The organism is Sphaerochaeta associata (assembly GCF_022869165.1).
GTDB lineage: Bacteria > Spirochaetota > Spirochaetia > Sphaerochaetales > Sphaerochaetaceae > Sphaerochaeta > Sphaerochaeta associata.
The window spans coordinates 1,651,087-1,674,036 of record NZ_CP094929.1; the positions used below are offsets into that span (position 1 = coordinate 1,651,087).

A 22,950-nucleotide genomic window follows, 5' to 3' on the forward strand; every position below is an offset into this window, starting at 1 on the left:
ATTTCTCCTGATCCTAAATTTACCTATTTACTTCGCCTTAAGCGTAAAAATAGCAGATAACACTTTCTCACAAACTTGCACCATAGTCAAGTACGAGGTATCGATGTACAGCGCTCCATCGGCCACTTGCAAAGCCCCTACAGGCTTTGTTCTATCGATGTGGTCTCGCTCCTTGATCTCTTTGAGCACCGTCTCATAGGAAGGGCCGTCTGGATGCTGTTTGAACCTGCGTTCTGCCCGGACTTCAGCCTTGGCATCAAAGTAGCACTTCAGCTCGGCATCGGGGAACACAACCGTAGTAATATCCCTGCCTTCGACGACCACATCCAAGTCTTTGGAAATTCTTCTGAGTTGCTCGTTCACATGCTCGCGCAGTGGAGGATACGCGGAGATTTTCGCAACATACCGGTCAACCTCATTGGTATGGAGCTTGTCCTCCACATCCTCTCCTCCCACACAGATACGCCCATCCCCCACAGTAAGGACATGCTGTTTCGCAGTCTCAAGGACGGAAGGAAAATCCATCGGATCTTTGCCCAGTTGAATATGCAGGTAGGTATAGGCACGGTAAAACGAGCCGGAATTCAAATAATAAAAATCACAGGACCGAGCAATCATTTTTGCAATGGTGCTCTTGCCCACCCCCGCTGGTCCATCGATTGCAACTACCATGAGACTTTCCTCTTCTTTACAGGTTCTGTCTCCCCTTTGAGCATGGCCTCGATTTCAGAGGGGAATACTGCACGATACTGACCCGGCTGCATGTCGCCAAGTTCGATGCAGCCGATTCTCATGCGCACAAGCTGTTTGACATCGTAGCCGTAGTAGCTGAAAATCTTACGGATTTCACGATTCTTGCCTTCAGTAAGAATGATCTTCACCCACTTCTTGGAAAGAATTTCAAATCGCTTGATGCGGTACGGCTGGGGAATATCGATATAGATTCCCTTCAAAGCTTCTTCCAGGTCTTCCCTTCTCACCTCGGTAGAACAACTTACCAGGTACTCCTTCTCGATTTCCCGGGACGGGTGCATCACCTTCTGGGCGACATCTCCGTCGTTGGTGAAGAGAATCAGGCCGCTGGACTCCTTGTCCAGCCTTCCGATATGGAAAAGCAGGTTCTTGTCGGCGATGTCGATGAGGTCGCGGGCATACAGCTTCTCGTTGGGGTCGTAGTTTGTGCAGACATATCCGCGCGGTTTGTAGAGGGCGTAGTAATACGTCCTGTCGGCGGGTTCGACCAGCTGGTCATCGACCATGACTACATCTTCCTCATTGACCTTGGTACCAAGCTCGGTCACCCGCTTGGTATTGATCGTAACTCTGCCTGCGGTAATCAAGGTTTCGCAAAACCTTCTTGAACCACAACCGCTCTTGGCCATATAGGCCTGTAGACGAATCGGATATTCCAATTTCATTCTGTTTCAATCTCCTGTGTCGTCTCCGTTTCAAACCGCAAACGGTCAATATCCGAAAGCTTGGGTAGAGCGCTTATGCTGCTCAGGTTGAATTCGAAGAGGAACTTTCTTGACGTTCCATACAGACAAGGATGACCGGGAACGTCCTTTCGGCCAACCACTTTGATATACTCACGCTCTCTCAGCAACCTGATGATGGTGTCACTGGCCACCCCACGGATATTGTCTATTTCCCTGCGGGTAATCGGCTGACTGTAGGCAACAATGGAGAGAGTTTCCAAGGCTGCACGCGAAAGACGCCTGTCGACACGCTTGCCGTAACAAGAGCGCAACTTATCGTGTAAATCGGAGGATGGAAGGAAATGATACGAACCTTGGCTCTCAACAAGATCAAGCCCATGGAGAAAGAGTGCATAATGCTCCTTGATTTGTGCAAGAGCAGCCTTGGCTGTCTCCTCACTGAAGGATGTCATTTTCATCAATTTTTCCAAGCTCACCGGTTCATTCTCCAAAAAGAGAATGATTTCCACCAAACGGGCCTCTGTACTCAAGAGGGGGCCTTGACCCAGCAAATCATTGCCGGTTTGCCTCTTCTTATCCACCACCAACGCTCCTATTCATCATCGTCAAGGAAGATTTGCTCCTCCTCACTTTCATCATCATACAGAAAAACCCGACCGGCGTCAGTAGTTGTACAATCAGATTCTGCATCTTGCTCGGAATCTTCTGTAAAAAATTCCAGTTCTTCATCGTCTGTTATCGCAGCAGCGGGAAGTTCCTCAAAATCCAAGTCGGAATCCTCGTCATAAAACTGGTCGAAATCAATCGCAAAGGCCTCATCACGACGACGAATCATGATGGGTCCGAAAGGTTGGGTCTGCACCAAGGTGATCATGCGAAGCTTGCATGCATCAAGAATGGCCATGAAGGAGCAGATGATGTGCAACGGTGTATCCAGGTGGATGATGATATCCTCGATGCTGATATACTCCTTGGTCTCAAACAACTCCTGCATCAAGGCAATCTTCTCATTGACGGTAACCGATTCATATACATTGAACACCTTGTTCGGTGTAATAGTGGTCATCAATCGTGAAAATGTTGCGAGCAAATCCTGCAGCGATACCTCGGCAAACAACTCCTCGTCACCGAAAGGCAACCTGAATTGAGAGCTTTTGCGACTGATGAACAGTTCCCCCGAACCAGAGGTATTGGTCAACAAGTCGGTGTATTTTCGGAATTTCTGATACTCCAGCAAGCGCTCGACCAATTCCTGTCTGGGGTCCTGGTACTCTTCGTCGAACTCCAAATCCACAGGCAGCAACATTCGACTTTTAATGTACAGGAGATCGGCAGCCATTTTATAAAACTGAGTAAGATCGCCCAGTTCCATGAACGCTTCCTGTTTCAAGAAGGCAAGGAACTGGTCGGTTATGGCACTGATGGGAATGTCATAAATATTGATTTCACTCTTTTGAATCAAAAAGAGCAGAAGGTCCAAAGGACCATCAAAGATGGGGGTATGAAATGTCTTCCCACCCCCGGTATTCTCTTTTTGATTATCTTGATTCAACACTGCCATCACCCTTGCAATGAGTATACCCAAGCAGGGGCTCCATGACAAGGAAGCGCTCAATAAGAGCGCTTGTGCGGGTCACTTATACCGACGAATCCTTTTCCTTCGTGGCTTCCTTCCCGTTTTTTGGTTCTTTCACTTTCTTAGGGAACATAAGAGCACGGAGCTTCACATCCAGATCAGCAACGATATCAGGATTATCTTTAAGGAAATCGAGGGTTTTGTCCCTGCCCTGCCCGATTTTTTCACCGTTGTAGGAGTACCAGGATCCACTCTTCTCCAACATCTCATACTTGAGTGCAGCATCGAGCACACTGGAAATGTAACTGATGCCCTCGCCGAACATAAGATCCAGTTCCACCTTCTTGAAAGGAGGAGAAACCTTGTTCTTGACGACCTTGATACGGATCCTATTACCTATGATATCATCAGCGCCCTTGCTCAGCGATTCAATCTTTCGCACTTCAATGCGGACCGAGGCATAAAACTTCAAGGCATTACCACCGGTGGTCGTCTCGGGATTGCCGAACATTACCCCGATCTTCATGCGAATCTGATTGATGAAAATTATGGTAGTATTGCTCTTGGAGAGCAGTCCTGTCAGCTTTCTGAGGGCCTGGCTCATAAGACGAGCTTGCAGACCCATATGGCTGTCGCCCATATCCCCGTCGATTTCCGCCTGCGGGGTCAGTGCGGCAACAGAGTCGACAACGATGACATCCACCGCACCACTGCGAACCAATGACTCGGCAATTTCAAGGGCCTGTTCACCGCTGTCAGGCTGGCTGATCCACAACTCATCGATGTTCACCCCAAGCTTCTTGGCATAACTGGGGTCCATCGCATGCTCGGCATCGATGAAGGCGGCAATCCCCCCCGCTTTTTGACTTTCAGCAATGGCATGAAGCGCCAAGGTTGTTTTACCACTGCTTTCAGGGCCGTAGATTTCGATGACCCTACCCTTAGGGTATCCCCCTATTCCAAGGGCTTCATCAAGCAACAGGGACCCTGAGGAAATGTATCCGATGTCCAAGGACTCCTCGCTGTCACCCAACTTCATCAACGAACCCTTGCCGAACTGCTTGTCGATCTGGATCCTTGCTGCCTCCAAAGCCTCACGCTTCTGGTTGAGGTCTATCGGAAACGACGCTTCTTTATTCTTTGCCATAGTTTGCTCCTCAGGCTCTATCAGCCCTTTCCCTTATAAGGGTAGGCCAAGTCGTAATTGCTTCACATCATGCTTCCAACACAAAGGTAACCGGTCCGTCATTCATATACGAAACGTCCATATGCGCACCAAAGCGGCCGGCGGCCACTGAATATCCCATCGATTTGAAGAGTAGGAGAGCTTCTTCATACAAGGCCTCTGCCTCCTTTGGGTCGGCCGCATCATCATATGAGGGGCGATTTCCCTTGCGAAGGTTGGCAAGCAAGGTGAATTGGCTGACTACCAAAAGTTGTCCACCAACTTCATCCAACGCCTTGTTCATTTTGCCCATCTCATCGGAAAAAACACGAAGCTTGACAATTTTTCGGCACAACCAGGATAGGTTCTGCTTCGAATCTCCCTTGCCTATCCCCAAATACACCAACAAGCCATGGTCGATGCAGCCCACCACTTCCCGATCAACGACAACCTGAGCATGCTTTACCCGTTGGATAACAGCTTTCATACCCTTGCGTGTTCCACCATCGCCTGGACAAAAGAAAAACGGTCCTGTTCACAGAAAAAGGCACTGCCGCAGACAGCCACATCAGCTCCCAGTCTTGCAATGGTTCCCACCGTCGACAGATTGATGCCGCCGTCGACGCTGATCAAATAGTCGTATCCTTTCTTCTCCCTGATTGAAGCCAGTTCGCTGATTTTCTCCAAGGTTGAAGGAATCAGGCTCTGGCCGCCGAATCCGGGGTTGACAGTCATGATGAGGATAAGGTCGACCATGTCCAGGACCGGAAGAATCGACGTGACCGAGGAGGAAGGGATAAGCGATACGCCGGCTTTGCATCCGCTGTCCTTGATCATCTGCAACGTCCTGTGAAGATGCACCGAAGCCTCGGCATGCACGGTAATGTAATCACTGCCGCTCTGCGCAAAGTGGGCAACATATCGTTCAGGTTCATTGACCATCAGATGGGTGTCAAAAACCAGATCGGAGTGAGGACGCAAGTCTTTGATGAACTTGGGGCCGAAGGTGATGTTGGGTACAAACATGCCGTCCATGACATCGAGATGAACCCATTGAGCACCACTTTTGTTGATGCTTTCCACTTCCTCGGCGGTACGGGAAAAATCAGATGAAAGCATGCTTGGTGCGATAATCAGGGATGTTTTTTCCATACTCCAGTTATAGCAGGTAGAAAGAGGTTTTGCAATGTCATTTATCGCATAAATACTATATATCTGTTAATATGTTTTTTGCCTTTCTGAAAATCAATTGCTAGTTTTTTCAAAGCATGGTATAGTAATGTAAGTTGATTGAAATGACAAACCCGAGCAGACTATGACCCGGTCTGCCCGGTTTCTTTTACGTCTGAGAATATGGATAAATATGTTTGGAGGAAGCCATGGGATTCCAGGAGATTGAGAACTTACTGAAAGAAGAGCAGTGGACAAGAACTACGGTGCAAACCTATACGGTCAACAGCTTTCAGACTCTTGATGCCCAAATCAAAGAGTTGGATGAGGAGCAGAAGACCGAGGCTAAAAACCTATGTGACAAGCACCTCGCTGAGCGGGAGCGCAACAGCATCATTGCAATGTACATCAGTGGTTCCATCCAATTGGAACGAAAAGGTGCTGATGACTATCTCCAGCTTCTCAATCTGATTGAGATGTTTATGGAGAACAAGAAGTGGAACGTGGTTGAGATGCTGTGCGCCAAGATCTTGAGCCGCAGTGAAAACAAGCACGCCCTTCGCCTTCTCTCCTCCAGTTATGAACAGACTGGCAGGGAGGATGAGAAATTCGCCCTTTGGGAACGATTGGTGAAAGTCGACTACGAGGAAGTGGACATCGTCCGCTATCTGGCAGTCCATGCCAACCAAAAAGGTTCCAAGGACAAGGCGATCGGTTTTTACAAGAAGGCCGTGCATCGTTTGATCAAGCGAAAGGACGTATCGTCGGTGCGCAGCCTGTTTGCGGCAATGCTCGAGCTTGAAGGGGAGAATTTCGGATACTTCATGTCTGTAGCCGACCAAGTGTCGGTCATCAGCAAGAGTACCGCAATCGCCTTGCTGCGCGACCTTGAGCTTGCAAACAAGGATGACATCGACCGCCAGATTGAATGTCAGAAGAAAATGCTTTTTCTCGATCGCGAGGACACCTTTGCCCGCGAGAACCTGATCAGAAGCTACAAGACAAAGTACAAGACCCATTCACGATTGAAGAATTGCCTGGAAAGCAGTGCCTTGACCAGTAATTTCACCCGGGATGTACTTCACAGCATTGAAGATTTCGAGACCAACATCGCATTTGACAAGGGGACCTTCGTCTTTCAGAACAGTACCAACCGTATCGGCAGAATCCGATTTATCGATGAGAATGATGTAATCGTTGATTTTGCAGGCCAGAGTACCAAGGAAGGATCAAGACTCTCAACCTCCATGGCTTTCAAGAGCCTTCAGGCCCTTCCCAAGAGTCATATCTGGGTTCTCAAGAGTGCTCTGCCTCGTGAAAAGCTGAATAAGAAAATTCAGGAAGACATCACGTGGACGCTGAACACCTTGATGGCCAGCAACGGCGGGAAAATAAGCCTCAAGGAGATGAAAAACGAACTGGTTCCTTCCATTCTGGATGCCAAGGAGTGGACTCCCTGGCTTAATCAGGCAAAGAAGGTATTGATGACCAATCCCCTCTTCGACCTTTCCAACAACGAAACGGATACCTATCTGTTGCGCTCCACACCCGTCAGTTACGAGGAGAAGCAGCTCTCTGTGTTCAGAGGAGAGAAGGACTTCTACGATAAAATAAAGAGCCTTAAGGATTTCATCGCGAGCAAAGGTGATGTTGAAAGTGACTTCTTCTTTGAGATGGTAAAGTATTTCAGTGATATGTTCCTTGAGGAGAATGGTGCGTTCAAACCTATTGTGATTGCAAACGATATGACCTTCAGCTCATTCCTCCTGCTTGAGGACTTGGTTAAGAAGCAGAACATGAATTTCATCAACAAGCCTGAGAACCTGACATTTGCCATGCTCTATGAGAGAGTTGAAAACATCGAGAGTTGTTTTGCAGCAATCAAGGACGCTGAGCTGAAAAAGAGCTTCATCGACCATGTCGTGGATGAAGTCGCCAATTGGCCGAAGGTGTTGGCACAGCTTTTCCCCTACTATCTGACTGGATATATCCCAGATATTTTCAGACAGAACAAGAAGACGAATGATTTTATCAGAATCTATAAGGATGCTGTCGAAAACTTCAAAGAGAAAGGCAATACCCTACTCTATCTACTGAAGAACGGAGAGGCCAAGTTGTGGGCCAAGGCCGGGATAAGTGAGGAGCAACTGCTCTTCACCAAACTGCAGTTGCTCGACTATACCAACCGTTGCATCGATAACAAGAAGGACGTCCAGGAGAATCGCAAGAATGCAAAGACCTTGATGGGTCTGCTCTTCGATGAGAAGGACATTTTCAAGTACATCGAGCAGGGCAAGGAAGAAAATGCCCAGAAGATATACAGCCTTGTAGCAAATGTATTCGACCTGCCCGGCGGCAAAAAGATTGAGATCAAGCATGCCATCAGCGAGAAGTATCCCTCCTTCAAGTTCTTTGACGAATTGATGCCCATCGACAAGGAATCGGTTGTTCCAACCGGGCTCTTCTGCACGGCGGCCTCCTTGGACGCCAAGAAGAAGGAGCTGGAGTACATCCAGCACGTAGAGCTGCCTGAAGTCGCCCGTGAAATCGGGATGGCGCGTGAAATGGGTGATCTCAGGGAGAACAGCGAGTACAAGTACGGTAAGGAAAAGCAAAGCCTTCTGAACAATACGTTGCGTCGACTTGCCGAGGAGATTGACCGGGCAACGGTCATCACCAAGGATAAGGTCGATCCTGAAAAGATTGGCTTCGGCACCAAGGTTGTGCTCTTCGACCACACCAAGGATCAGGAGATAGCCTATACGATCATGGGACCGTGGGAGTCGAACCCCGATGAGAACATCATCAACCTTTCAGCCCCGTTTGGAAGAGCCTTGCTCAACCGGCAAAAGGGTGAACGGTTCTCGTTTGTCCTCAACGAGCAGAGTTACGATTTCACCGTAAAGGAACTTACCGTTCTGGACTTCTAGCCGATTCAAGGCCCCGGTTGAAAAAAAGACTGGGGCCTTTGTATTGTCCATGGTAGTATGATTGCATGCAAAACCGCTATCCCATTGATGCCGATCACCTATTGCCTGAATACCCCCGACCGCAAATGGTACGTGCTTCCTACGTTTCCCTCAATGGGATGTGGGAGTGTGCTATAACGGACGATCCGGGAATCCCAGACTTTTTCCCCTACTCAATATTGGTACCCTTCTCCCCTGAAACCAGGCTTTCCGGCATGGAAAGGGGCGTTGGCGTCAACCAGACGTTGACCTATCGAAGAACCTTCCGTTTGTCACTGGAAACAGACAAACGAACGCTGTTACATTTCGAGGCCGTAGACCACAGCTGCACTGTCTATCTCAATGGTGTTTGCGTCGGCAGCCATCGCGGGGGATACCTCCCCTTCCACTTTGACATCACCGTAGCGGTGAAGCAGGACAATGAATTGATCGTGCAGGTCAACGATCCCTGTGACAGCCAAAGCATCATCCGTGGGAAACAGGCCCAGGAGGCCTCGGGAATCTTTTACAGCGGACAAAGCGGCATCCACCAAAGTGTTTGGCTTGAACAGGTGAGCCGGCACTACATCAAAGGGTTGGTCATCGCAAGCAATCTCGAACAACGATGTTGGCATGTAACCGTAGAAGCCGACCAATCCGGGCTTGAGGTTGTTGTCTCATACCTTGATGGATCAAGAAAGGTGAAGGGATTGAGCGGCCAGCGTCTCAACTGCCAGGTGGATGAAGTCCATCCTTGGAGCCCCGAGGATCCGTATTTATACACCTTCACCGTCACCATGGCCGATGATTGCGTTCATAGCTATGTAGGCCTTCGCAGTTTTTCGGTCACAGATGGTCGATTGTACCTGAACGGCAAACCGTACTATCATCATGGCATCCTCGACCAAGGGTATTGGCCTTACAGTCTCTATACGCCTCCTTCAGACCAAGCCATGATCGACGATCTGTTGTTGATCAAAAAGTTGGGTTTCAACATGGTACGCAAGCATGCCAAGGTCGAAAACCTTCGTTGGTATCACCACTGCGACAGACTGGGTTTGCTCGTATGGCAGGACATGGTAAGCGGAGGGCGAAAACCGTTCCAACCGATTATGAGCGGTCCCCTCTTCCTGAAAAGATTCTCAGTCCCCGATTCTCTCTATCCTTTATTGGGAAGTCAGGATGAGCAGTATCGAAAGGATTTTGAAGAACAATTGACACAGATGATTCAAACCCTCTCCAACTGCGTCAGTATAGCCATGTGGGTCATTTTCAATGAAGGATGGGGCCAGTTCGATACGCAACGAATGCTGGATTTGGTGCAGTCTCTGGACAGCTCTCGTACCATAGATCCTGCAAGCGGATGGTATGATCAAAAAATCGGCGGTTTCTGCTCACGCCACGTCTACTTCAAAGCCTATCGTCATACTCCCGACTCCAACGGCAGGGCTGTCATCCTTTCTGAATTCGGTGGATACGTATACCGTGAAATCGGACACGATGAGCAGACAAAAATCTTCGGCTACAAGAAATTCTCCGACCGCAAAGCCTTTGGAGAAGCGTTCTTCGACCTCTATGCCAATCAGATTGTTCCAGCCAAGCAACAAGGCCTTGCCGCTTCCGTATACACGCAATTTTCCGATGTACAGCAGGAACTGAACGGCTTGGTGACCTTCGACCGGCTCTCAGTCAAGGTGGATGAGGTTGTCGCCTTGCAGGTTGCCGCCATGCTTCTTGGAACGCAACAGTGACAGCAGGGGAATGCGTGCAATTTTGTAGGAGAGGAGCATTATCCCCAGGGCGGCCGATCCAATGAGCATCAGATATGCAAGGTTTGCAAAGCTTGAACCGCTTTCATGCCATTGCAATCCCAGATTTTTATAGAAGATACAAAATGCAAGAACCGGTAGATTTGCCAATACGATTCTGAGAAGCCCCTTGAAAAACCGGGCTTCCTTTGTAAGCGGGAACAAGTCACGCAAAAGAAAGAACAATATGAACAAGCCAAGGGTGTAGGCGATGCCGTTGGCAAGCGGCAGCGATACTATGTCCAAACCAAGCTTGAGGAAAACCCACATCAAGGCGATATCCAGCAGATTCTGCAAAAAAACAATTCGAGTCATAAGCGCGTGACGATTTGCACTATACCCAAGACGCAGCATCAAGGCATACCATGCGCTGAATACCATGAAAACCAGATAAGGCCTGAGCACCAAGGCTGTCAGCGTTGCATCGGCGAGTGTATAGTTGCCAGTCTGCAGGACTACACTGACACTTTCCCGGCTGAGAAAGAAGAGAATGATGGAGCTGGGCAGCAAAAGCGCCAACAGGCTGAGCAGTGAGTTTCGTGTATAGGTTCTCAATAAAGGAGCATTGTTGGAAGCGGCTGCCCGGCTCATCAAGGGAAGGCTTACCGCACTGATGGCATTGAAGAAAATCCCATACGGTGTTTGATAGAAAATCGTGGAATTTGTAAAGGCCGTAACGCTGCCTTCGCTCAAATGGGAAGCGAATAAGAAACTTACCATCTGGGTGATAATCTGCATCCCCATACCCAGGGAGACCAAAGCCCATGCAACCAAGACTTCCTTGAAAGGAGCGTTTTGCGGTCTCAGCATCGGTTTGAACCGATATTCGTAGCGCCTGACCATCAGGTATGAATAACTACCCTGTAAAAGCCCTCCGCCAAGTACGGAATAGGCCATGCTCATCGCACCGTACCGATCAGATAGAAACCATACCCCGAATATGACACAAATCGAAAAGAGCAACGGAGAGAGGTAGGCATGCAGGAAATTCTCGTGCGCCTGCAATACTCCGTTGAAGATGGAAGCAAGACTTATGGTGGCCAGGTATACCATGAAGAAGGGAAGCAACCTTCCTCCCAATCGAACCTGGTTCGCATCGAAGTCGCTGAGAAATGCTATCAAGCCATCACCATAGAAATAGGATACCAGCACCAGTGGGATGAGCAAAAGGCTCTGGAATGTACACAACAGTGCAAACAGTCGGACACAACGATGTTTCTCATTTCGACCCAATAGGGAGGAGAAAGCAGGGATCAAGGCGGCATTGACAGCCCCTTCGGCAAAAAGTTTGCGAAAATTGTTGGGAATATTGAAGGTGAAGTTTATTACATCTGCAATCGCAGTGGCCCCGAACACCGAGCCGAGCACCCGTGCTTTGATGATTCCCAATAGTCTGCTGAGCAAAGTGCAGACCATGATCAGCAGACTGTTTCTCGCCGTCCTTCTACTTTGCGTAGAATCGTGCAAGGTAGTCTCTCTTGAAGGATGCAAATCTGTTCTCCCTGATCGCCTGCCTGACTTGTTGCATGAGGCGGTAAAAGTAGGTAAGGTTGTGTTCGGTGGCAAGCATGCCGCCGAGCATCTCTCCTGTCTTGACCATGTGGTGCATATAGGCACGGCTGTACTGGGTGCATGCACGGCAATTACAACGCTCCTCGATGGGACGCTGGTCGAACTTATGCATCGCCTTTTTAAGCGTCACTACCCCGTCATCGGTGAATACGGCACCATTGCGGGCCATACGGGTAGCCAACACACAGTCGAACATGTCAATGCCGTTCTCCACAGCCTCCAGAATATAGTCGGGACTGCCGATGCCCATCACATACCTGGGTTTTTCACGGGTGACCAAATCGGCGGTGTACTGCAGATAATGAACGAATTGCTCGCTTGTCTCCCCTACACTTAATCCACCGATTGCGATGCCAGGAAAGTCCATCTCATTGAAAAATTCGGCACTTTGTTTTCTCAGATCTTCATAGAAGTTGCCTTGTACGATGCCGAACAGATTGCCTTTGAACGATTCTCCCAGCTCCTTCCGATGAGTCAATGCCCGTTTCGCCCAGGAATGGGTGATATGCATCGCCTCGGTCGCTGCACGATGATTGATCTCTGGTGGAGTACAGACATCGAGGCACATGGCAATGTCCGATCCGATGATTTTCTGCGTATCGACTACACTTTCAGGGGTGAATACATGTTTGGACCCATCGATATGGCTTTGGAAGGTTACTCCCTTCTCCCCGATTTTTCTAAGTCCTGAAAGACTGAACACCTGAAATCCGCCGCTGTCGGTCAAAAGATTGCCATCCCAGTTGGAAAAGGAGTGCAGTCCTCCGAATTGTGAGAGTACTTCGAGGCCGGGTCTCAAATACAGGTGGTAGGTATTTCCCAGGATCAAGGAGTACCCGATTTTCTTGACATCCTCATGAAACATGCCCTTTACCGTCCCATTTGTGCCTACCGGCATAAAAACAGGTGTTTCCACCTGGCCGTGTCCGAGTGTTAAAAGACCTAGACGGGCTTTGCTGGTGGTGTCCTGGTGCAACTGTTGAAATATCTTCATAGCTATCCTCTATCGTATTGCGGCTCGTTCTGCCAGCGCAATGCATACTATCACAATCATGGGGATTACCATACCCCACAAAGGGCCGATAACCGCCTGCTTGGCCATGATCAGCGTGACCATTTGCACTACATAGTAGATTACCGCCAAACCCAGGCTCGTGATGATGGAGAAGAGCAACACATTCTTCTTGTATTTATAACTGATTGCGCATGCAATGAACAACATGACCAGCGGAGTGAGCGAGTCCAAAATACGCTTGGCAAAGTCTGTGGCAAGCTCGGGATACCGATTGGGATCCAGGTCTGCGATTCTTGCAAGGTAGTGGTATGCCGTCCTCAGTTCCATGGTCTTGATGTCATTGGAGAGATTCCTGAAGTATGAAGGATGGAGGGTGAACGCATCGACATACAACGCAGGGTGATCGGTTTGGTTGACGAGCATGCTCGATTCATCAATCGCCTGTTCTCGAGCCTGCTCCAATCTCCACAGGCCCTTCTCCTCTTCCCAATAGGCCCATGGGGCATCGATGCGTGATTGCAGCGAGCCCTTCTCATCAATAAGCACCAGCATGACTTGAGCCAGACGCTTTTCCTTTTCGCTGTATTGACGGGCATGGACGACATACGTTCCTTCTGGATCACGCAAGGTGATATTGCGATTATCATAGGTGCTTCTTAGGCCGAAGAGTGCATCCTCCTGTGCTTCCCGTTCCTTGCTGAGTGGAATATGGACATATTCTGAGAAACCGAACTGGAGGGCGGAGAACATAATGCCGAGAAGCAGAATGGGAATGACGATTCTCTTGTAGGAGTGTCCGCTGCCGAGCAGGCAGATCATTTCGTTGTTGGCCTGCAATTGAGAGAGGAAAAAGGAGGCTGAAAACAAAAGAGACGGACCAAGTGCAAAAAGTACCGCCTCAGGCGCATAGAGGAGCGTCAATTTGGCAATAACCGGATAGGGAATGCTACGGGTAAGGTAAGAGTCCAGGTTTGCAAAAAGATCGACGCTGAGCAACATCAAGGTACAGAGCAGCAAGGTGATTGATGCAACCAAGGCAATGGTACGGATTATGTATCGATCGATGAGTTTCATAAACGCCTCGCATGCAGCAAAAGCAATAATCCGCTGATGAACATGATGAGATTGGGCGACCAAATCAGGAAGGCTGGAGTTACTGAGATGGAGAAAATCTGCATCTGTGCAAAAAACAAGAGATACCAGTAGAGCACTGCAACCAACATGGATAAACCGAAGCCGATAAGTCTGCCATGTTTGACACGAAAGAAGGAGAGAGAGAATGTAAGGAAGACGAGCATGAAACAAGCAGCGCTCAAGGCGAACTTCTTATGCAGTTCCGCACGATAGTACTGATAATAGAAGTTGATGGGTTTTTGGGCTTCCAATCGCTCCAATTCTAGTTGCAGCTCCGCGATCCGGGAGACAGGAACGAGGGAATCCATTTTTGATTGTTCGACCAATTCTGCAAGAGAGAGTTCGGCTTGTCTGATTTTTTCCTCATACCGCTTCTTCTCCTCATCAAGGGCAAGCTTGTGCGTCTGGATGTTCTGTCTCAGCTCATTGACGGAAAGCTGTGAAGGGAGAGCTGAAGCGATGCTGGCGATCTGACCGGAGAAGTTGAGAAAAAACTGGGCTGATTCAGCCTTGGAGAGGGCCCAGCCACTTTGTGACTCGCTCTTGAGAATCAAAGGGTCATCGAGCTTGAGCTGATAGATGAAGGACTGTAGATCGTACAGGGAGACTTCTGCCTTCGGTGCACTGAGAATCTGTCCTTGTCGTGCCGAGGATGTTTCAAAGAGAACGATGTCATGGACTGTATTCCCCTCCACTTCTTTGTTGACCATGACTGTATCGGCTATGGTATTGGTGCTGTTGGCCCTCAGCTCCAGCGTAGGAAGGTCGCGCATCAGCTCGGTGTACAACTCACGGTACTTCTTCGTACTCCAAGGCAGTGCTTTATCAGCGGTAAAGAAGGTTACAAGGGAGAAACCCAAGGAAATGACAATGATGGGGATGAATACATGCTTGAGGGAGATACCGCTGCTTCGAATGGCTAGAATCTCGTTGTTGCCTGAAAGGTCTCCTATGACCATGCTGCTCGCAGTCAGCGAGCTGAAGGGAAAGGTGTACAATAAAAATTGCGGGATGGAAAGCATGACAAGCTGTAGTACTGCAAGGTAATCCACCTGCTTGAGCAGGATGCGTTGGGCTATGAGCAGAATCTGGTTGATGAAAAAAATAAAAAAGAAGAAAAAGAACGCCACAAGAAAAGAGAGCAGATACTCCCTTCCTATGTGGCGGTATACTAGCGAAAAACGAGCGGATGAAGCCAAAGCTATACTCCCGTCGAACCAAAGCCTCCACTTCCCCGTTCTGTTGCATCCAAGCTGATCGATTCAGAGAAGGTTGCTTGTTCACATCGTGCAATAACCATCTGGGCGATACGGTCACCGTGATGGATACGCACCTCCTGCCTGCCATGGTTTATGAGAAGTACACAGACCTCACCACGGTAATCAGCATCGATGGTGCCCGGGCTGTTCAACACAGTCAAACCATGCTTTGCAGCCAAGCCGCTTCGCGGTCTCACCTGCGCCTCGTACCCCTGCGGTAGTTGAATGCTCAAGCCGGTGGGTACTTTTGCATAGGAACCGCTGCCGAGCACCAAATCCTCATCAAGGCAGGCGGCGAGGTCGGCACCGGCACTCAGTTCAGTACCATAGACCGGAAGCAGTGCTTCCGGTCTTACCTTGACTACATGAACCTTGATTGAACCAGTATCCATCTTACTTCGATTTTGTCTCGATTGCATCGATGTAACTGAGGTTCAAGCGGTTCTGACGGTCAATCTCCATGAGTTTTACCGGAACAACCTGTCCTACCTTCAATACATCCTCTACATTCTGGACTCGAGTCTTTGCAAGTTTGGAAATATGGCAGAGGCCTTCCTTACCCGGCAGGATTTCAATAAAGGCACCAAAGTCCATGATTCGCTTCACTGTCCCTTCATAAATGCGGCCGACTTCCGGTTCCTCGACGATGGATTTCACCAGTTCCTTCGCCAACTGTGCAGAAGCATTATTTCTTCCATAGATGGTGACGGTTCCATCATCAGCAATATTCACCTCAGCCCCACTCTGGCTTGCAATGGCTTTGATCGTTTTTCCACCCGTTCCGATGACAGCTCCGATCTTCTCTTCATCCACCTTCATGGTGAGTATCTTGGGGGCATACTCGCTGATTTCCTCGCGTGAGCTGCTCAAGGCGCCTTCCATGATGGAAAGAATATGCATTCTGCCCTGTTTAGCCTGCTCAAGAGCCTTCTTCATGATCTCAGGAGTGACTCCTGCAATCTTGATATCCATCTGGAACGCGGTGATACCATCGCGACTGCCGGCAACCTTGAAGTCCATGTCGCCGAGGTGATCCTCCTCGCCGAGGATATCACTGAGCACAACGTACTTCGAATAATCGGCGCCTTCGGTGATCAGTCCCATTGCAATGCCTGCAACAGGCTTCTTGATGGGAACGCCTGCATCCATGAGGGAGAGACAACCACCGCAAACCGATGCCATGGAAGAGGAACCATTCGATTCCATAATCTCACTGACGACGCGCACGGTATACGGGAAGGACTCCTTTGCAGGAACAATTGCCTCAAGAGCACGCTGGGCCAAGTGACCATGGCCGATTTCGCGGCGACCGGTACTGAGCCTTCCACACTCACCTACGCTGTACGGAGGGAAGTTGTAGTGGAGCATGAAGGAGCTGAAACTCTTCTCTCCATCAATGGTGTCGAACATCTGCTCGTCACTTGCTGTACCGAGGGTGGTTACAGCCAATGCCTGGGTCTCCCCACGAGTGAACAATGCTGAACCATGGGTGCGATCAAGCAAGCCTACTTCACAGGTGATGGGGCGGATCTGGTCTACTGCGCGCCCGTCGGTTCTTTTGCCGTCGTTGAGAATTGATGCACGCAGGATCTCATACTCGAGGTCCTCGAACAACGATGAAAGCTGGCCGTCGCGCTTTGCATCCTCATTGATCAAATCCTCGAATTTTTCACGCACCTGAGCCTGGACCTTGGCAAGAGCTGCATAGCGCTCCATCTTTCCTTTGACAAAGGAAGCTTCCTTGATCAAGGGATGGGCATACTCGCGGACCGGACCAATCCAGGAAAGGTCGACGGTGGGAGTGAGGACAGGCAGCTTCTCCTTGCCCGCAATCTTTTTAAGCTCAAGCTGTGCATCACAAAGCTTGGTGATGAAGGGTTGAGCAGTAGCAATTGCCTCAAGCATCACTTCCTCGCTCACTTCCTTTGCACCACCCTCGACCATGGTGATGCCGTCGCGGGTTCCTGCAACGACGATATCCAAGGTGGAGCGCTCGATCTGACTGAATGTAGGATTGACGACATATGCTCCGTCCACCATGGAGATGCGAACCGCAGCGATAGGTCCGTTGAAGGGAATGTCGCTGATGGTCACCGCAGCACTGGCGGCATTGATGGCGATGATGTCGGGAGTGTTGTTCATATCAGAGGAGACAACGGTGGGAACCACTTGAATCTCACGGCCGAAAGCCTTGTCGAACAAGGGGCGCATCGGACGGTCGATGAGGCGGCTTACCAGAATTTCCTTATCCTTGGGGCGGGCTTCCCTCTTGAGAAAACCACCGGGGATTTTGCCTGCGGCATAATATTTTTCATTATATTCTACGCTCAAGGGTACATAATCCAGAGCTTCATTGGGCTCCTTTCCGCAACAGACGGTGGCGATAACGGCACTACCCTCATAATGAGCATACACGGTACCACTGGTCTGCTTGGCGATTTTCCCGGTTTCAAACACCAGGTCGGATTCGCCGATCCGTACAGATACTTTCTTAACTTCCATACTTCTTGTTCCTTTCTTTGTTCTTTTAGTTCTTTCTACACGTTATATAAACAAAATAGCTCCAACGGCCTGAAAAGCCATCGGAGCTATTCATACTATGTTACGAATGCGACACCACGACTACTTTCTCAGGCCGAGTTCGGCAATCAGAGAACGGTAGGCTTCGATATCGGTATTCCTCAGGTACTTGAGGAGCCGTCTGCGCTGACCAACCATCAGAAGCAAGCCTCTGGTTCCTGCATGGTCCTTCGGATTTCTCTTGAAGTGGGGCTGCAGGTCGTTGATGCGAGCGGTAAGCAAGGCAATCTGAGCCTTGGTCGAACCGGTGTTCTTTTCGTCACCGCCAAACTTGGCAATGATTTCTTGTTTCTGTTCCTTAGAGATCATGAAATACTCCTCTTAGCCTGAAAGCTAAGTCTTTTTGTACGAACAGCAACCCAATCCCACATCGCCTTATCAGGTACTATCAAGAGTTCATCCTCACCAAGGCGGGCATGAACCTCCACGACAGAACCATCTGAAAGCAAAAGCAAGGCATCATACACGCCACTTGGAGGCAGCAATTGCATGAAGGATGCAGTTCGATACAGCAAACCTTCTTCAATGAACTTGGATGGATACGCCACCAAATCCAACTCATAGGGTCTGCCGAGCATACTTTGGACTTCTTCCAAAGCGCCCTCAAGAAGTTTTTTACGCACCAGGCTGCTTGAAGTAATTTCTCCATTCGTTGTTAATACAAACGGGGGAATCTCAACAAGGGCTCCCGGTGACAATCGGGCTAGATATTCCTGCAGCTGAACAGGTCCGGCACTCGAAGCCGGGGCACCGCAGCGGAAATCCTCTCCGACAACCATCACTTTGACTTGGCAAAAAGCACATACCAAAGTGAGGAACTCCTCAGCTGTGAGTTTACTGAAATCAGCAGAAAAGTCAATGACAACAAGATGGTCAACCCCAATATTTTCAAGTAATTCATCAATTTGAGCATCACTGGCCAATTTTGAATGGTAGGGTTGTGTTTTCATCAGCATCTTGGGATTCTTATCGAAGGTGATGACCATGCTTTGCAAGTCCTGCTTTTTGGCAAGGTCGACGCATCGTTTGATGATAGCCTGATGACCGCTATGCAATCCATCAAATACACCTATGCAGACAGACATGCTCTGTTGCCATAATACAGGATACGCCGAAAGATGCATGAAATCGTATCGTTTCATCCTACTATCTCCTTGCGATACGGATGTATTTGTGCAATGATCCGTCCTTCCTTCATATCAGCTACAGCACGGAGTACTCCATCTTTACTGTACAGTGCACCATACACTTCATGTTCGCTTTGACGCCTTACTTTCACAGCGCGTGGAAACGAGCCGTTGGCAATACGAAAGAGTTCCTCGTCGGCCACTTCAAAGATGCTTACCGATTCAACACGCTTCAGCCGCTCATCGGTCTGTGCGACCGAAGCAACAAGGCTCTCGGTAAGTTTGGCATCGACGGCTTCGCTCAGCGAAAAGGGGCCGATGCTTGTTCGTTCCAAGCCTATCAAGTGTGCACGGCTTTTAGTGGCAATTCCCAAATCACGAGCCAAGGAACGGATGTACGTACCTTTGGAAACATGGATGTCGGCAACCAGAAGACCATTATCATACGAAACCGGCTCGAAGCTGTATACCGTGATGGGACGTTTTGCCATCTCCACCTCTTTTCCGCTGCGTGCAAGGTCGCTGGCCCTCTTCCCATTGATATGCAACGCGCTGTATTGCGGCGGCTGTTGCTCGATGGACCCTAGAAAGGAGGGAATTGCCTGTTGGATTTCCTCGAAGCTAGGAATGGTGGCAGTGGCGATGACTTGCCCTTCGGGATCGAGGGTATCTGTTTCCGATCCGAATGATATTTCAGCGCGGTAGCTTTTATCCATTGTTGAGAAGAGAACATTCAGCTTGGTCATGCTCCCAGTCAATACAATCAACAGCCCGCGGGCAAACTTATCAAGCGTACCGGCATGACCCACTTTAGGGTCGATGGTACGCTTGATATCATTGAGGGACGAAAAACTGGTAAGACCCGGTTTTTTATTGATGAGAAGAATGCTAGCTTTTGTTCCCATCTTCCACCAGTGTATCGATCAGGGCATTGATTTTCTGCCCCTCTTTGAGGGAGATATCGGCCTTGAAGGTCAATACCGGAGTATTCCTGGTTTTCAGGAAAGCCCCTACCCGCTTTTGGATGAAACCACTTGCCTTCTGCAAGGCATCAACGCTTGCATGCAAGGATTCATCGTCAAGGACACTCGAGATGAAGACGGTGGCAAATGCATTGTCCACCGAAAGTTGAACCCTGCTGACCGAGCACAGGGTGCTCAGCAGCGGATTCTTGATCTCTCCTTTGACGATCAGCGTGCTGATCGCCTCGGAGAGTTTTGCTTCTATACGTTTTTGACTGTATTCACTCATATTTTCACATTGCTTTCCAGCTTGCGGGCGATTTCTTCGGTTTCAACAACCTCAAGAATATCACCGACATGCAGGTCGTTGAAGTTCTCAAGACCGACGCCGCATTCGAAGCCTTCTGCAACTTCCTTGGCATCGTCCTTGAATCGCTTCAAGCTCGAAATCTTGATCATCTCGCTGTTGATCTGGATGGAGTCACGGATGACCCTGACCAGACTATTGCGCTTGATCTTACCCTTGGTGACCATACAACCGGCAATGGTGCCGACCCTGGGTACCTTGAAGGTGTCACGGACCTCGACGGTACCGATCTCAACCTCACGAACTTCAGGACTGAGCATGCCTTCCATCGCCAAGCGAATATCATCCACCACATCATAAATGATGTTGTACTTGCGGATTTCAATCTTCTCCTGGTCGGCCAAAGCCTGTGCACGGGGAGTCGGCCTTACATTGAAGCCGATGACCAGTGCATCGGAGGCGCTTGCCAACGTGACATCACTTTCAATGATGGCACCGGCACTCGCACGGATGACATTGAGATGGATCTCATCGTTGGAAAGTTTCTCAAGCGAACCCTGCAATGCTTCCACAGAACCCTGAACGTCACCCTTGATGATGACATTGAATTCCTGGATGGCCCCTTCCTTGATTTTCGTATAGAGGTTGTCAAGGGTGACCTTCTTCACATTACGGCTGTCACCTAGGCGTTCCAGTTCCTGACGCTTGGCACCAACCTGGCGGGCCTGGCGCTCATCCTCAGTCACCTGGAACGGATCACCGGCACCAGGGATATCGCTCAAGCCAATGATCTCAACCGGAGTTGATGGACCGGCCTCATCGATTTTTCGTCCCTTGTCATCAAACATTGCACGTACTCTACCGGGGTAGATGCCTGCTACGTAGTGATCACCCTGCCTGAGTGTTCCTCTTTCAATCAAGACCGAAGCTACAATACCACGACCCTGGTCGATGCGGCTTTCAATAATCTTGCCTTCAGCCCTGCAATCAGCATTGGCCTTGAGCTCAAGCATTTCAGCCTGCAACAGAACAGTATCAAGAAGCTCATCGATACCCAGTTTCTTCAATGCAGAAATCTGGCAATAGAGAGTCTGCCCGCCCCAATCCTCAGGCATCAGTCCTAAATCGGAGAGCTGTTGCATGACACGTTCGGGCTTCGCTTCAGGAAGGTCGCACTTGTTGATGGCGACGATGATGGGAACATTGGCAGCCCTTGCGTGGTCGATGGCTTCACGGGTCTGCGGCATGACTCCGTCGTTGGCGGCAACCACCAGAATGACGATATCGGTTACCTGTGCACCACGGGCACGCATCATGGAGAATGCGGCGTGACCCGGAGTATCGAGGAAGACGACCTCGCCCTTGCCTGGCAGATTCACCTTGTAAGCACCAATGTGCTGGGTGATCCCGCCGAATTCCCCTTCGGCGACCTTCGTAGAACGAATGGCGTCGAGCAGCTTAGTCTTACCATGGTCAACGTGGCCCATGACTGTGACGATGGGGGCACGATAGACCAGGTTCTCCTCACTGTCAGGTTCACTGGCGATCAAGGTCTCATCGTACAAGGAGACAAGATGCACTTGGCAGTTGTACTCGCTGCAGATGATTTCAGCAGTCTCGAAATCAATCTGTTGGTTGATGGTGACCATCATGCCCATCTTGAAGAGCTTGGCAATGATTTCACTCGCCTTCAAGTTCATCTTTTTAGCAAGATCGCTGACGGTGATTACTTCCATCATATCAACAACCTTGGGAACCGATGCGAGCTTTGCAGCAGCCTGCTCCTTTCTTCTCTGAATCTGGAACTCTTTCTCTTCCTCGGCATTCCGTTTCTTATAGGAAGCCTGATCCTTCTTCTTGGTGAAGGTTTTCTTGGGAGTTCTCTGATTCAGCGTATCCATATCCTGAGAGCCGGGAGCTCCTGAACCAGGTCTTTGCCCTGCACCGGGGCGCTGACCGAATGGAGGTCTTCCGCCTGCTCCCTGCGGTCTGAAGCCGCCTTGTCCCTGGGGCCTGAAACCACCGGGACCCGAAGGTCTTTGTCCGGGAGCTCCACCAGCAGGACGTCCCTGATACGGAGGCCGGTTCTGAAAGCCACCCTGACGAGGAGGCTGCGTTCCTTGGTAAGGAGTTGAAGGACGGGGATTCTGTCCCTGATAGCCCTGACCGGCGGGAGCACCCTGGCCCTGGTAACGGGGATTCTGTCCCTGATAGCCTTGACCTGCAGGAGCGCCCTGGCCTTGGTAACGGGGATTCTGTCCCTGATAGCCTTGACCTGCAGGAGCGCCTTGGCCCTGATAACGGGGATTCTGTCCCTGATAACCGCTTGAAGGCCTATTACCTTGATACGGCGGGCGTGTTCCAGGTGCAGGTCTACCACCTACGGTTCCGGCGATGCGAGGTCCGTTGGAAGGTACCGGTGGCTGCTGGGCAGCTGCAGCCTCAGGTCCACGACTCTGCATTTCGGCATGATCCTTGACCGTTAGGCCTTGATTGGGTACCGGCGGAAGATTGGTCGGCCTGATCACAACCGGACCATTATGCAACGGGGAAGCGGAAAGCTTATCAGAAGCAGGACGTGTTGTTTTGCGCACCCCGCCCAGGCGATGCTGGGTGCCCTGTTTTTCATGAGACTTGGTACTTTCATCCGATTTGGGTGATTCAACAACACTCTCGGATGCACTCTGATCGGAGTCGCTCTTAGGCTGAGGCTTTACCACCACCACTTTCTTTTTTACAACCACAACCCGGCGTTTTTCGGGGGCTTTCTGTTTTGCATCCTGTTCCTTGGCGGGGCTCTTGTTCTCTTCCTTCTGCTCCGAGGGAGTTACTACATGCTTGATCAATGTTGCTTTGGGCTTATTATTCTCTTCCGTCATTATTTCCTC

20 protein-coding genes are annotated in these 22,950 nt (G+C 49.8%); 2 read left to right on the top strand and 18 right to left on the bottom strand.

What is annotated here, in order from left to right:
- Window positions 1-27: 27 nt before the first annotated feature.
- From cmk to rpe, 7 genes are all read right to left on the bottom strand, one after another.
- Window positions 28-672, bottom strand: coding sequence for a (d)CMP kinase (cmk, locus tag MUG09_RS07660; RefSeq protein WP_244775104.1), 645 nt, complete (start codon window positions 670-672; stop codon window positions 28-30).
- Window positions 666-1,418, bottom strand: coding sequence for a pseudouridine synthase (locus MUG09_RS07665; protein ID WP_244775106.1), 753 nt, complete (start codon window positions 1,416-1,418; stop codon window positions 666-668). Before MUG09_RS07665 ends, cmk begins: the two co-directional genes overlap by 7 nt.
- A complete protein-coding gene (gene scpB, locus MUG09_RS07670; protein WP_244775108.1) occupies window positions 1,415-2,020 on the bottom strand; it encodes an SMC-Scp complex subunit ScpB in 606 nt (201 codons plus the stop codon). The genes MUG09_RS07665 and scpB overlap by 4 nt, the downstream gene beginning before the upstream one ends.
- Window positions 2,021-2,031: 11 nt before the next feature.
- Complete coding sequence (locus tag MUG09_RS07675) at window positions 2,032-3,000, bottom strand: segregation and condensation protein A (RefSeq protein WP_244775110.1); 969 nt, start codon at window positions 2,998-3,000, stop codon at window positions 2,032-2,034.
- 76 nt (window positions 3,001-3,076) lie between these two features.
- Window positions 3,077-4,162 (bottom strand): recombinase RecA, encoded by a 1,086-nt coding sequence (gene recA / locus MUG09_RS07680; RefSeq protein ID WP_244775113.1) that lies wholly within the window; start codon window positions 4,160-4,162, stop codon window positions 3,077-3,079.
- Between the two features lie 67 nt (window positions 4,163-4,229).
- Window positions 4,230-4,667: a D-aminoacyl-tRNA deacylase gene (dtd, locus tag MUG09_RS07685; protein ID WP_244775115.1), complete on the bottom strand. Its 438-nt coding sequence runs from the start codon at window positions 4,665-4,667 to the stop codon at window positions 4,230-4,232.
- Window positions 4,664-5,332 carry a ribulose-phosphate 3-epimerase gene (rpe, locus tag MUG09_RS07690; RefSeq protein ID WP_244775118.1) on the bottom strand — a complete coding sequence of 223 codons (669 nt, stop codon included), beginning with the start codon at window positions 5,330-5,332 and terminating at the stop codon, window positions 4,664-4,666. Before rpe ends, dtd begins: the two co-directional genes overlap by 4 nt.
- Window positions 5,333-5,559: 227 nt before the next feature.
- On the opposite strand from rpe, the gene greA reads away from it, so the two are divergent.
- Window positions 5,560-8,280: a transcription elongation factor GreA gene (gene greA / locus MUG09_RS07695; protein WP_244775121.1), complete on the top strand. Its 2,721-nt coding sequence runs from the start codon at window positions 5,560-5,562 to the stop codon at window positions 8,278-8,280.
- Between the two features lie 65 nt (window positions 8,281-8,345).
- A complete protein-coding gene (locus tag MUG09_RS07700; protein WP_244775123.1) occupies window positions 8,346-10,049 on the top strand; it encodes a glycoside hydrolase family 2 protein in 1,704 nt (567 codons plus the stop codon).
- Here MUG09_RS07700 and murJ read toward each other — a convergent pair.
- The 11 genes from murJ to infB all read right to left on the bottom strand — a co-directional run bounded on the left by murJ (window position 9,984) and on the right by infB (window position 22,941).
- Window positions 9,984-11,573, bottom strand: a complete 1,590-nt coding sequence (gene murJ, locus MUG09_RS07705; RefSeq protein WP_244775125.1) for a murein biosynthesis integral membrane protein MurJ — start codon at window positions 11,571-11,573, stop codon at window positions 9,984-9,986. The two genes, MUG09_RS07700 and murJ, sit on opposite strands and share 66 nt — an antisense overlap.
- Window positions 11,551-12,672 carry a tRNA guanosine(34) transglycosylase Tgt gene (gene tgt, locus MUG09_RS07710; RefSeq protein ID WP_244775127.1) on the bottom strand — a complete coding sequence of 374 codons (1,122 nt, stop codon included), beginning with the start codon at window positions 12,670-12,672 and terminating at the stop codon, window positions 11,551-11,553. The genes murJ and tgt overlap by 23 nt, the downstream gene beginning before the upstream one ends.
- A gap of 9 nt (window positions 12,673-12,681) precedes the next feature.
- Entirely contained in the window at window positions 12,682-13,767 is a 1,086-nt protein-coding gene (locus tag MUG09_RS07715) for an LptF/LptG family permease (RefSeq protein WP_244775130.1), read from the bottom strand.
- The gene (locus tag MUG09_RS07720) at window positions 13,764-15,026 is read right to left on the bottom strand and encodes an LptF/LptG family permease (protein WP_244775132.1); all 1,263 of its coding nucleotides are present in this window, start codon (window positions 15,024-15,026) and stop codon (window positions 13,764-13,766) included. The genes MUG09_RS07715 and MUG09_RS07720 overlap by 4 nt, the downstream gene beginning before the upstream one ends.
- A 2-nt stretch (window positions 15,027-15,028) precedes the next feature.
- Window positions 15,029-15,478, bottom strand: coding sequence for a dUTP diphosphatase (gene dut / locus MUG09_RS07725; RefSeq protein WP_244775134.1), 450 nt, complete (start codon window positions 15,476-15,478; stop codon window positions 15,029-15,031).
- 1 nt (window position 15,479) lies between these two features.
- Window positions 15,480-17,588 (bottom strand): polyribonucleotide nucleotidyltransferase, encoded by a 2,109-nt coding sequence (pnp, locus tag MUG09_RS07730; protein WP_244775137.1) that lies wholly within the window; start codon window positions 17,586-17,588, stop codon window positions 15,480-15,482.
- A gap of 120 nt (window positions 17,589-17,708) precedes the next feature.
- Window positions 17,709-17,975, bottom strand: coding sequence for a 30S ribosomal protein S15 (gene rpsO / locus MUG09_RS07735; protein WP_244775139.1), 267 nt, complete (start codon window positions 17,973-17,975; stop codon window positions 17,709-17,711).
- Window positions 17,972-18,808, bottom strand: coding sequence for an FAD synthetase family protein (locus tag MUG09_RS07740; protein ID WP_244775142.1), 837 nt, complete (start codon window positions 18,806-18,808; stop codon window positions 17,972-17,974). The genes rpsO and MUG09_RS07740 overlap by 4 nt, the downstream gene beginning before the upstream one ends.
- Window positions 18,805-19,698: a tRNA pseudouridine(55) synthase TruB gene (gene truB / locus MUG09_RS07745; protein ID WP_244775144.1), complete on the bottom strand. Its 894-nt coding sequence runs from the start codon at window positions 19,696-19,698 to the stop codon at window positions 18,805-18,807. The genes MUG09_RS07740 and truB overlap by 4 nt, the downstream gene beginning before the upstream one ends.
- A complete protein-coding gene (gene rbfA, locus MUG09_RS07750; protein WP_244775146.1) occupies window positions 19,682-20,044 on the bottom strand; it encodes a 30S ribosome-binding factor RbfA in 363 nt (120 codons plus the stop codon). The genes truB and rbfA overlap by 17 nt, the downstream gene beginning before the upstream one ends.
- Window positions 20,041-22,941 (bottom strand): translation initiation factor IF-2, encoded by a 2,901-nt coding sequence (infB, locus tag MUG09_RS07755; protein WP_244775147.1) that lies wholly within the window; start codon window positions 22,939-22,941, stop codon window positions 20,041-20,043. The genes rbfA and infB overlap by 4 nt, the downstream gene beginning before the upstream one ends.
- Between the last annotated feature and the right edge of the window lie 9 nt (window positions 22,942-22,950).

What these genes read in the sequence shown, in the direction of transcription:
- cmk (WP_244775104.1), bottom strand. Translation starts at nt 672, where the DNA reads ATGGTAGTTGCAATCGATGGACCAGCGGGGGTGGGCAAGAGCACCATT.
- MUG09_RS07665 (WP_244775106.1), bottom strand. Translation starts at nt 1,418, where the DNA reads ATGAAATTGGAATATCCGATTCGTCTACAGGCCTATATGGCCAAGAGC.
- MUG09_RS07675 (WP_244775110.1), bottom strand. Translation starts at nt 3,000, where the DNA reads ATGGCAGTGTTGAATCAAGATAATCAAAAAGAGAATACCGGGGGTGGG.
- recA (WP_244775113.1), bottom strand. Translation starts at nt 4,162, where the DNA reads ATGGCAAAGAATAAAGAAGCGTCGTTTCCGATAGACCTCAACCAGAAG.
- dtd (WP_244775115.1), bottom strand. Translation starts at nt 4,667, where the DNA reads ATGAAAGCTGTTATCCAACGGGTAAAGCATGCTCAGGTTGTCGTTGAT.
- rpe (WP_244775118.1), bottom strand. Translation starts at nt 5,332, where the DNA reads ATGGAAAAAACATCCCTGATTATCGCACCAAGCATGCTTTCATCTGAT.
- greA (WP_244775121.1), top strand. Translation starts at nt 5,560, where the DNA reads ATGGGATTCCAGGAGATTGAGAACTTACTGAAAGAAGAGCAGTGGACA.
- MUG09_RS07700 (WP_244775123.1), top strand. Translation starts at nt 8,346, where the DNA reads ATGCAAAACCGCTATCCCATTGATGCCGATCACCTATTGCCTGAATAC.
- tgt (WP_244775127.1), bottom strand. Translation starts at nt 12,672, where the DNA reads ATGAAGATATTTCAACAGTTGCACCAGGACACCACCAGCAAAGCCCGT.
- MUG09_RS07715 (WP_244775130.1), bottom strand. Translation starts at nt 13,767, where the DNA reads ATGAAACTCATCGATCGATACATAATCCGTACCATTGCCTTGGTTGCA.
- dut (WP_244775134.1), bottom strand. Translation starts at nt 15,478, where the DNA reads ATGGATACTGGTTCAATCAAGGTTCATGTAGTCAAGGTAAGACCGGAA.
- pnp (WP_244775137.1), bottom strand. Translation starts at nt 17,588, where the DNA reads ATGGAAGTTAAGAAAGTATCTGTACGGATCGGCGAATCCGACCTGGTG.
- rpsO (WP_244775139.1), bottom strand. Translation starts at nt 17,975, where the DNA reads ATGATCTCTAAGGAACAGAAACAAGAAATCATTGCCAAGTTTGGCGGT.
- MUG09_RS07740 (WP_244775142.1), bottom strand. Translation starts at nt 18,808, where the DNA reads ATGAAACGATACGATTTCATGCATCTTTCGGCGTATCCTGTATTATGG.
- truB (WP_244775144.1), bottom strand. Translation starts at nt 19,698, where the DNA reads ATGGGAACAAAAGCTAGCATTCTTCTCATCAATAAAAAACCGGGTCTT.
- rbfA (WP_244775146.1), bottom strand. Translation starts at nt 20,044, where the DNA reads ATGAGTGAATACAGTCAAAAACGTATAGAAGCAAAACTCTCCGAGGCG.
- infB (WP_244775147.1), bottom strand. Translation starts at nt 22,941, where the DNA reads ATGACGGAAGAGAATAATAAGCCCAAAGCAACATTGATCAAGCATGTA.